Source organism: Microcoleus sp. OTE_8_concoct_300, from assembly GCF_031383065.1.
In the GTDB taxonomy this organism is placed as follows: Bacteria; Cyanobacteriota; Cyanobacteriia; order Cyanobacteriales; family Microcoleaceae; genus Microcoleus.
Genome location: NZ_JANMZH010000245.1, coordinates 1 through 8,230, shown reverse-complemented (window position 1 = coordinate 8,230; position 8,230 = coordinate 1). Strand labels below are relative to the sequence as shown.

Sequence of the window (8,230 nt, the reverse complement as noted above, 5' to 3'; positions counted from 1 at the left end):
TTGAAGCATTGACCCCACGGATAAATTCGGGGGGCAAGTTTCTCGGATACAGGTTTTTTATTTCTGGACGGATGAATCCGGGGGCTTGTATCCTGGATGCTTTCGGTCAATTATTGGCAGGTATTGTTGGTGAGGGGAGCCCCTACAAAAATCCCGGTCTCTCGACCGGACATGATATAACTTACTCATACAGCGATTCTAGCGTACTTGATGAGTAGATTTAGGAATTTTTAGGGAAAATTTTCTCTCACAGTATCTACCCCGCCAACTGGCGAAACTTCTTCTTAAACTTATTCTTATACACGTAGATTGCCCGCTGTAAATCTTCAACTTGCAACGAGATCTCCGCCGCCAAACCCGTGCGGTTCCAAACATCCTCCTGACACTTGCGGCGGCAAAAATTCATCGGTTCCGAGTAAACTTTCCCACTAGATAAAGTTGGCTTCGTCCCGCACCAGTGAATCACCGTCCCCTGAGTGCGATCGCCCCCAGGTCCGCTTGACTCCATCGGAAACCGCTTCTTTACCAAATCCTGGTCAAAATCCGACACCAACAACTGCATATCCACACTCTGCACCCGCAGCCGATTTTCTTGCGCCGCCCGGAAAATCATAAAGTTCAAAAACCCCATTTCTCCGTACTTAAATATCCCCGGATTTGCCGCCGTAAAATCTAAAATTTCTACGTATTCTTCCAAGCTAAAAACGCCGCGCTTTGCAAAAAAAGTCCCAGTGCAGAAATAATTTGCTCGATATTTGCACCAGCTAAAACGGGGGAAATGCTTCTCAACGCCCGGAATGTCAAAGAAAAATTTTGAAATATTTGCATCCGAATTTTCCTGACAAGGTTGGTCTACAATAAAATCAAATTCTTGAAAATTAGCCAATTTGAGAACATCGCCCCAGACAATCGTATCGGCATCCAAAACCATAAAATTTGACCAAGGACTTTCCCAGAAACCAATCATTTTAGTTTTTCCCCAACCAAAACTTCTTTTCCTGAGAACCTCTTCAGAAACGGTTGTGCGATCGATTACTCGCACCCCGTAGGACTTTTCCAAAGCACTCACAGAAAATGTACCGTCAATCAATAGACAAATCGGCACATCTCCCAGGAAATAGCGGATGCTAGCACAGCAACCCTTAGCAAACAGATAATCTTGGTCGCAGCAGGCAATAATAATACCAAAATCTTCCATAAAACCTCACTCTTTTACTAACTTGCCCACCCACAGCTTTTCGTTTTTTTGTTCTGACAGCATCTCTATTTTAGAGTTTTGCATTTTCGCCAGCTTATTACTAAATCCCTGCGATCGCCCGTAGACAAAAACATCGCTAAAACCGCTAGGAATTTTGGGTATAGTTGGTCTGTCAAACAACTGAGCCTGACTGCGCGCTTCCGGCTTAAGCAACACCAATTGCAGCCACACTTTCGGTTCTAACAAATGACTCATTGACAGTATATTTCCTAGAGTGACCTCCGAGATATCACTGAGAACCAGGGGCTTTGGGGCGCGATCGATCCTGCGAGCAATTGCGGGATTTTCCTGGCCCCATTCCTTAGTCCACCAAGTCTCGGCTTGAGAACTAAGGGCATTCGACAGCACCCCGCCCGTTAACAGTACAAGTGTCAGAACTTTCCACACTTGCCGTTTCCAGCTTGGCACGCTCAGCGCGCTAATTTTACTCGCTAACAGGTAAGCAACAGCGATTTGCATCCCCAAATAAGTCGGAAATAGGTAGCGAGCTTTAGTCGATCGGATTCCTCCCAATATAACATCCGGCAGCACCACTGTTAGTGCTGTCACCGCCATCACCGTCACCAAAAACAGCCAAACCTGTTTGCTCGTCTCAGAACACATAAAATAAACTGCATACCCTACGATTGCCACTAAAATTAAAGTAGCTGCCACTAAAGCAATAAGATATATCGATCTAGCATTAGAAGTTAGCCCAAAATCCCAAAAAATGCGACCGATATTTCCGAGCCAATTCTTAACTAAAGATAGCCGATTGCTTTCTAGCTCACCCCAACTTATCGCCGCGCTTGCTGCCCTTTTATTCACCAGTAAAATTCCCAGCCAAGGCAGAAATGCTAGCAAGGATACGGCAATTGCTATCAAGTAACTAACTACCTTTTTATTCAACGTAAAACCTTGAGTCCCTACTAGATAAATTCCGTGACCTAACGCAACTAAAAAGCTAAATAAATGAGTATAAAATCCCAGAATATTTGCTACTGCGTAAATGCTCCAACTCAGCTTAGTTTGCAGCCGCATTGCTCGTAGCAGAGACGCACAAGAAAGCAAAATCAGCACCAGCCACAAACTGTAGGGACGCGCTTCTTGAGCGTAAAGCACGTGCAAGGGAGAAACTGCTAGCAATCCCAGGGCTATCCACGCCACGGACGGCGGTGCAAACAATTCTCGGCACAGCCAGTACAGCCCAGGAAACGCTAACAAACTCATCCAAACTGAGAAACTTCTCGTCCCTGCAGGAGAATCACCGAATAGTTTTGCCCAACACTTGACTCCCAGAAAATACAGTGGAGGCAGTTGAGGTTCTTCAATTGCCAAACTTTTAACAGTATCGCCAAAATTTTTTGTCGCATTGGGGCGCTGATATTTCATCAAATCTTTTGCCGCTACTAACTGACCGCTGCTTATTTCATGAAGCACTTCTGTTTGCGTGTATCCAGAAATCCGCAGGGAAGTAAATGCTTCATCGTACCAATAATATTTTTTGTCGATGTTGACGAAGCGAAAGAACACTCCTAATAGCAATAATACAACTACTAAAAGCCGCAGTTTACTTTTCATTGTCGTGATATATGCTGTCAAAAAATATAGAGTTTACGCCTCAATGTAACATACCATATAAAGGTTGAGTGTATGGTTTAATCTACAGGTAGTTGGATCGCCCTCTCATAACTTGTGGTTTTTACTTATGCTGTTAGCAAATTAGAACCGTCCTGGATGCACTCCTTACTCTCATCAACCGAGTTTTTTAACTTCAATCGCCTAAAAGCAAGTATTTGCCTTCCTCAAACCCGGTTGATGCCTCCTGGACGCCAGGAGTATCAAGAGATACTTTGGCAGTGGCATCAATCACAGAGGAAAGGTGCTTTGAGATCCTGAGGCTGTGCAAAAAAAAAACTGCTCGTGAAATGCCAGACAGCGAGGCCGCAAAACTCTAATTTCAGCTAACAGACATTCAGTCGGCTGCCGCTGCCCGACCACAAAAAATTGTGTTAAAAAAGTAGCGGGAAATTAAACCCGCCGACGGGCGGTATCAAAAATGGCGATCGCCCAGGCAAGTCCCGACTGCTGGGGGCATCAGAAAACCAAAATTGGTCAAGTCGGAAATTGGCCTGTTACGAGGTAAATTTACCAGCCTTGATGCCTCAGTTCCCCACTCCTGGCGGGAGATAGCCCCTTAGAGGCCGCGAGGTTTAAAGTTAGGTTAAAAAACTTGACATAAGAGGCTCGAAAGCTGTATAAGGGATGCGACAAGCAGCCACAATCCTACCTATAACTGTCTGTTAAGTCGGGCGTAAGCGAGGACTCGGGGCAGTTGTCAGTTTGAGGCAGATAGTGGTGGCTCCCGTACAATCCGTTGTCGATCGCCCGCAGAGCAACTCAAGCAAATCTGGCGATCGAGAGATGAAATTAGCAGGTGATGGTATAATCAACCGTAAAGTAATGTGGGCTTGACCTGAATTGATGCCTGGGTGGTACAAGGGCTAGGCCCCCGGAGTTCAAGCAGAAGTAGACACGCCTACTGTGAATCAACTGTGAATCAACAGTTATGGATAGGTTCTATTTTTTTGGCAGTTATTGTCAACAGGCAAGCAACCACAAAAATTAGCAGTTGGCAATTGCTGCTCGTCGAGTTGAATAGAGTGTGAAGGTGTGAGGAAAATGAACAGAACTTTTTGGAATTTACTGCTAGTATCCCCGGCAATTCTGGGTATATCATCAGTCGTCAGTGCCACTGCGATCGCTGCAGAAGCGACCGCAACCGCTGAAGCAAACCAGCTAGCTACAGCTCAGTCATCTGAGTCAAAAATTGCAGAAATAGTTGCAGAAATAGGTGGAGAACCAGTTGCAGAACCAGTCGCAGCAGCCCCTGCGACCGCAGAAAAGCTGGCTTTAAACAACAGCGCCCCGTCAGCTCAAACCCCGGTCGCCAACTCCGCCGACGCTGAAAAACTGGCAAAATTTGAACCAGACACCAGCGCAGCAGCACTGCAAACAGCAGGGAGCGACATCGAGTCAGCAGCCCCAAGCGCTCCCGCCAGCACAGATGCAGCGACTGAACCCCTGGCAGCAGCAGACACAGCCGAACCGGAGCCCCAAGCATCAGACAAGGCAGTGCAAAGCAGCCAGACAGAAGTTGCTGGGAAAATTGAAGTGCCAGCAGTCGCCAGCACCCCAGCTACTACCCCAGCTACTAAGGTAGATCAGGTAGAAATTGCTCAGACTTCCCCTGCTGGAATGGGCGGCCCGATCGTCCCTGTCGCTCCCCAAGCGCTGCCGGCCCAACAGTCCGGAGCCATGTCCCAGGTGACATCGGTCTCTCAACTCTCCGACGTGCGGCCGACAGATTGGGCATTCCAAGCCCTGCAATCCCTAGTCGAACGCTACGGTTGTATCGTAGGCTATCCCGACGGCACCTACCGTGGCAACCGCGCCCTGACTCGCTACGAATTTGCAGCCGGCGTCAACGCTTGCTTAGACAAAATAACCCAGCTAATTGGGTCAACAGGTAACTTGGTCACCAGAGACGACTTAGCCATCCTGCAACGCCTGCAAGAAGAATTTGCAGCCGAACTCGCTACCCTCCGCGGACGAGTAGACGGCCTAGAAGCCCGCACCGCAGAACTTGAAGCCAACCAGTTCTCCACCACAACCAAATTGGCTGGAGAAGCAATTTTTGCCGTCAGCGACACCTTCGTCGGAGATGGTATCGACTTTGACGACGACCAAGACGACACGGTCACCAACCTCGGCTACCGGGTGCGGTTGAACTTCAACACCAGCTTCACCGGTCGAGACTTGCTAAGAACCCGCTTGCAAGCCCTCAACGTCCCCAACTACGGTGCAGCCACTGGTACTAACATGGCTCGCCTAGCCTTTGATGGGAATGATAACAGCCAATTCACACTAGACGAGCTGTACTATCGTTTCCCGATCGGTGGCGCTACATTCTTTGTCGGTCCTAAAGGACTTGACCTGGATGAAATTGCAGACACGGTAACACCCTTTAACTCTACGGGTACTGGTGCCATTTCCAGATTTGGAGTTCGTAACCCGGCCGTATTCCGCGGGTCCCAGGGAGCTGGCGCAAGTGTGACTTTCAACTTGGGCAGCCTCCGAGCTACCGCAGGCTATCTCGCCGGCGACAGCGATGCTCCCAACCCCGCAGAGGGCAGGGGCGTTTTCAACGGCTCTTTCAGCGCTCTGGGTCAGGTCGGCTTCTTTAGCAAACCGTTTGATTTGGCCTTCACTTACACCCGGAAATACAATCGCGCAGGCGATGTTGGCATCATGGGTGGCACCGGCAGTTCTTTGGCTAACCGGCCCTTCGGTCAAGCACCCACTGAAGCAGATAACTATGGCGTGCAAGTTAACTTCAAACCCAGCAGTCGCTTTCAGATTGGCGGTTGGTACGGTTATACGAAGGCTCAGCAACTGCGGGGGCGCAACAATGACGCTACCATCCAGAATGGTGCTATCACTTTGGCCCTAGCAGATTTTGGTCGGCAAGGCAACCTCCTCGGTTTTGTCTTCGGTGTACCGCCAAAAGTTACTGAGAGTGATGTCGCCAGAAACCGCAACACCTCTTATCACTTAGAGGGTTTCTATCGCTTCCAAGTTAATGACTTTATCTCAGTGACACCGGGCGTTTACGTGATTATGAATCCCGAACACAACAACAGAAACGACGATATCTGGGTCGGACTCCTGCGTACAACCTTTAGTTTCTAAGGTTCCCAAATATCTACTCACAGCTAAAAGCGGCAGGCGACTGCCGCTTTTAGCTATTGGCGATCGGTCGATCGATTTGAGATTTGAGATTTGAGATTTTTAACAGTCAACAGTCAACAGTCATCAGTCAACAGTCAACAGTTAACAGTCATCAGTCAACAGTCAACAGTCATCACTCAACAGTCAACAGTTCACAAATTATGAATTTTGGCGACAAATCCCGAATACGGAGGTGTAGCCGTGCAGAAATGTGCTGCCGCCGACGGGGCCGATTTCGCCGTTGCAGAAAAAGCCGCTCAGGGGGATGTTTTTGAGGTATCGGCCGAACAGTCGGGAGTCAAAGTTCGACTGGCCGTAAAGCCCTTCGCCGCGGCCCAGACAAGAGAACATTAAGGCGCCGACGCTAGATGTACCGCTGTACTCGGCAGCCCGCTGATAGCGATCGAGCAGCATCTCTAGGTCTTCTGCGGAGGTGCGCGCGTCCCGCAGGTGAAATTGGATGCGCTGTCCGGGACGGACTCGATCGCCGATCGCAATCGCCCCCACTTTGGGATCTACTCCCAACAGATTGCGGATTAAAAAATCTCCAGGCTCTAATGTCAGCTTGAATTCATCGCTGACTAAGCCTACAAATAACGAGTGCTGCGCTAATTCTCGGTCTTCTTCGCTCAAAGTTTGAACTAACTCTCGCAGGGCCTCTAAGGGCGATCGCTCGATGCCCCCGCTGCCGCTATCGTCGGTTTGTTCTTCGAGCTTCAGCAAAATATTCCGCTCTCCTTCCGTCACCCGATAAGGGTGCCCGATCGGCCTGCAGCCTTGAGCTACGATCGTTTCCAAAACTATATTGCCGCTCAAAGCTACCCCAACCGTCCCTTCTCGGTAAAGCTGATAGTCGCAAAACAGCGCCGCGCCCCTGCCCGCACCGTCCCCGCCCGCGAGCCCCCCTACCTTCGCCGCACCCGGATAGGCATAATCGAGCCCTTGCAGCAAATCGTTAATTTTTGCGGAAAAGGGGTCGGCCAAGATGATGAACTGCGGTTCTTCCAGGGCCGGCACACCCAAGAGATCCACCCAAGTATCCGGGGGACTGTCTAAGTCCGGTAGTTCTTCTGCACCGACGTGAAAAGTTCTGACATTCACTCCCGGCAAGCGCGCCAGACTCAGGCTGACTGCCGGATCTCCCTCGACTTCTTCGGTGAGGCCGCCCCGGTTCGTGCCGATGACTCCTCCCCCGCCACAGCCCAGGATCGCGGGCACTGGCAGCAGTTCTCGGAGTAAAGGCATCAGCCGAGAATACTCGCTGGCAAAGGCAGACGAGATAAATATCAGCGCTAAATCGGCCCGGCCTTCTAGCTCGCGATCGGCTTGTTCTACAACTTCTTTGAGCGCTGATTCCAAAGACGGACGGGTTGATAAAGCGCTGACCCACTGCATTTGGTTTTGGGTGTACATAAGGTGAACTTCTCTATAAAACTATCTCTATACATTAGGCTAACCGGAACTGGCCGCTGGGGGGACCGTATTCTTGGGCGATCGATTCCCCCTCGATCGCCGTTCTTGTGTTAACATAAGTTAACATGAGAGTCCCCTTAATCTGTTAAGTGTTAAATGCCGTGTTCAGCTAGATCTTAAAAGATAAAGCTCAATACAGTTTGACACACCAACCTCGTGTAATGTTTTCATCAAAAGTAAGGTCGGCTCGGCCTACATTGATGCCTGTGGACTAGAACCCGCCGACGGGCTAGAGTAAAGCAGGGAGTAGATACGGCTGCTGCGATCTCCGTTATGGATGGTTTCTATCTGGGCTGCTGCAACAGCAGCGCATCTCAAGCTATTATTAGCTGGGGTCGCCAGACGGAAACTGCAAATCCAACCCAAACTAACATCCAAAAAGAAAACCTTTCTTACTTAATAAGGTCAACGACTCAGGTCTAAAGACAGTGGGCTTCTAGCCTAAGACTTTAGAGGTCTACGTTTTTTTGAGTTATAAAAAATACCCTGAAAACCCTGTGACTAGAGTCCAGGGATGAAAGGGTATAACAGGATTTATCCTGCCTATCAGATATACCAATTGCACAAATGTCTGGCAAGTGTGCTATCGTCAAAAGAGTCGAAAGTTGCGAATTTTGAGAAATCAAGTATCTAGCTTAACAGCAGTACGGATGCTCAAAATAATTAATCACAACCAATACTAAGGTTCTGAACCGATTAAATCGTCAGTAAAAGACGTTAAAACCTACC

General features: G+C 49.0%; 5 protein-coding genes. 2 read left to right on the top strand and 3 right to left on the bottom strand.

The features are described from left to right. A partial coding sequence (locus ACUVJL_RS11695; protein WP_445246001.1) for a hypothetical protein occupies positions 1–218 on the top strand: 218 nt, incomplete at its 5' end. Positions 219–256: 38 nt separating this feature from the next. Here ACUVJL_RS11695 and ACUVJL_RS11690 read toward each other — a convergent pair. Both ACUVJL_RS11690 and ACUVJL_RS11685 read right to left on the bottom strand, forming a co-directional pair. After that, positions 257–1,198, bottom strand: coding sequence for a hypothetical protein (locus tag ACUVJL_RS11690; RefSeq protein WP_445246000.1), 942 nt, complete (start codon positions 1,196–1,198; stop codon positions 257–259). Between the two features lie 6 nt (positions 1,199–1,204). Further along, positions 1,205–2,818, bottom strand: coding sequence for a glycosyltransferase family 39 protein (locus tag ACUVJL_RS11685; RefSeq protein ID WP_445245999.1), 1,614 nt, complete (start codon positions 2,816–2,818; stop codon positions 1,205–1,207). A gap of 1,101 nt (positions 2,819–3,919) precedes the next feature. Between ACUVJL_RS11685 and ACUVJL_RS11680 the strand changes: the two genes are divergently transcribed. After that, positions 3,920–5,989, top strand: a complete 2,070-nt coding sequence (locus ACUVJL_RS11680) for an iron uptake porin (RefSeq protein ID WP_445245998.1) — start codon at positions 3,920–3,922, stop codon at positions 5,987–5,989. Between the two features lie 198 nt (positions 5,990–6,187). On the opposite strand, the gene ACUVJL_RS11675 is transcribed toward ACUVJL_RS11680, so the two are convergent. Continuing rightward, the gene (locus ACUVJL_RS11675) at positions 6,188–7,441 is read right to left on the bottom strand and encodes an FIST signal transduction protein (protein WP_445245997.1); all 1,254 of its coding nucleotides are present in this window, start codon (positions 7,439–7,441) and stop codon (positions 6,188–6,190) included. Between the last annotated feature and the right edge of the window lie 789 nt (positions 7,442–8,230).

Excerpts from the sequence above, each read along its gene's own strand:
- ACUVJL_RS11675 (WP_445245997.1), bottom strand. The coding sequence starts at position 7,441 with ATGTACACCCAAAACCAAATGCAGTGGGTCAGCGCTTTATCAACCCGT.
- ACUVJL_RS11680 (WP_445245998.1), top strand. The coding sequence starts at position 3,920 with ATGAACAGAACTTTTTGGAATTTACTGCTAGTATCCCCGGCAATTCTG.
- ACUVJL_RS11685 (WP_445245999.1), bottom strand. The coding sequence starts at position 2,818 with ATGAAAAGTAAACTGCGGCTTTTAGTAGTTGTATTATTGCTATTAGGA.
- ACUVJL_RS11690 (WP_445246000.1), bottom strand. The coding sequence starts at position 1,198 with ATGGAAGATTTTGGTATTATTATTGCCTGCTGCGACCAAGATTATCTG.